This is a genomic window from Dietzia sp. DQ11-44 (assembly GCF_014145205.1).
GTDB lineage: Bacteria > Actinomycetota > Actinomycetes > Mycobacteriales > Mycobacteriaceae > Dietzia > Dietzia natronolimnaea.
Genome location: NZ_JAALEC010000273.1, coordinates 1 through 1,428, shown reverse-complemented (window position 1 = coordinate 1,428; position 1,428 = coordinate 1). Strand labels below are relative to the sequence as shown.

Sequence of the window (1,428 nt, the reverse complement as noted above, 5' to 3'; positions counted from 1 at the left end):
TCCCCGCCACGCCGGCAGCAGCGAGAAGTGGAGGTTCACCCAGCCGTGTGCGGGGATGTCCAGGACGGGTCGCGGCACCAGGTGCCCGTAGGCCACCACCGGCACCGCGTCGGGTGCGAGGTCACGGAGGCGCTCGGCGAACTGCGGGTCGCGGGCGTTCGGCGGCGTGAGGACCTCGATCCCCGCGGCGTCGGCAGCCGCGGCCACGGGACTGCGGGACAGGCTCCGGCCGCGACCGGTCCGGGCATCGGGACGGGAGACCACCGCCACCACGTCGTGTCGGCCTGAGGTCAGCAGGGCCTCGAGCGAGGGGACGGCCGCCTGCGGTGTGCCGGCGAAGACGAGTCGCACCGTCACCTCACCGCCATCGCGTCGGCGAGTCGGTCGTAGACGACCCCGGCGCTGATGGCGTCGCTACCGAACCATCCGGACGACCGTATCCCGGCCATCGCCGAGCGCCGCCGGTCCGGGGTGAGGCGCTGGAGGAACAGGATCCCGTCGAGGTGGTCGGTCTCGTGCTGCACGGCGCGCGCGAGGATCCCCTCGGCCTCGAGACGCACCGGCTCTCCGTGCACGTCGACGCCGCGCGCCACGACACGCGCGTAGCGTTCGGTGGGTTCGGAGACCCCGGGGATCGACAGGCACCCCTCGTTGACGTGAGTCCTCTCGTCCCCGATCGGTTCCCACTCCGGGTTGACGAGGTGGCCCTCGCGGCCTCCACAGGTGTAGACGAACACCCGGGTGGACACGCCGATCTGGGGAGCGGCCAACCCGGCTCCGTCCTCGTGGCGGACCGTGTCCATGAGGTCGGCCACGATGCGCGCCAACCTGTCGTCGAACGAGGTGACGGGATCGGTCGGGGTCCTCAGGACGGGATCACCGAAGAGCCGGACGGGATGGACGGCCATGCGTATCTGAACTCCTCGCGGACGGGGATACGGGAAACGCCCATTCTAGGTGGTCTCCGGGCAACCCACCGCACGGGCCGGTCAGCCGATGTGTACCGGGTCGAGCCGGACCCGGACGGGGTCGGCGTTCCGCCGTCCCGACCGCGCCACCACGACCGCCCGTAGTTCGGTGGAGACCGCTCCGAGCAGCGGTGGCGGGACGCGGAGCAACACCCGCTCGGGGTCCTCCACGCCGTCGTGTCCGGGCAACTCCTCCCCCGGGGGGAGGTCGACGGGCCCGAGCACCTCCACCTCGTCCGGGATCCGGAGCTCGTCGAGGATCTCGGCCAGCGCGGAGGCCGGGCCGTCCACCGCCATCATGTGGACGGCGGGCGGGAACCCCACCTCGGCGCGGTCCGCGAGTTCGCGTTCGGCCCACCCCTGGGGGTCCCACCGCACCAGGGCCTGCGCGACCGGGGACCCGGAATCCGCCGACAGGAACACACGGCCCCCGTCGGCGGCCGGGCGGACCAGGCAGGCG

The 1,428-nt window shown here is 73.0% G+C and carries 2 protein-coding genes and 1 pseudogene; all 3 read right to left on the bottom strand.

All coding sequences use genetic code 11. The features are described from left to right. On the bottom strand, positions 1–351 hold a 351-nt coding region (locus G6018_RS07735), incomplete at its 3' end, for a formyltransferase family protein (RefSeq protein WP_347237826.1). 2 nt (positions 352–353) lie between these two features. Further along, positions 354–908, bottom strand: a complete 555-nt coding sequence (gene def / locus G6018_RS07730) for a peptide deformylase (protein WP_179525343.1) — start codon at positions 906–908, stop codon at positions 354–356. A gap of 81 nt (positions 909–989) precedes the next feature. Further along, positions 990–1,428 (bottom strand): annotated as a pseudogene (locus G6018_RS07725) (primosome assembly protein PriA); the annotation flags it as partial.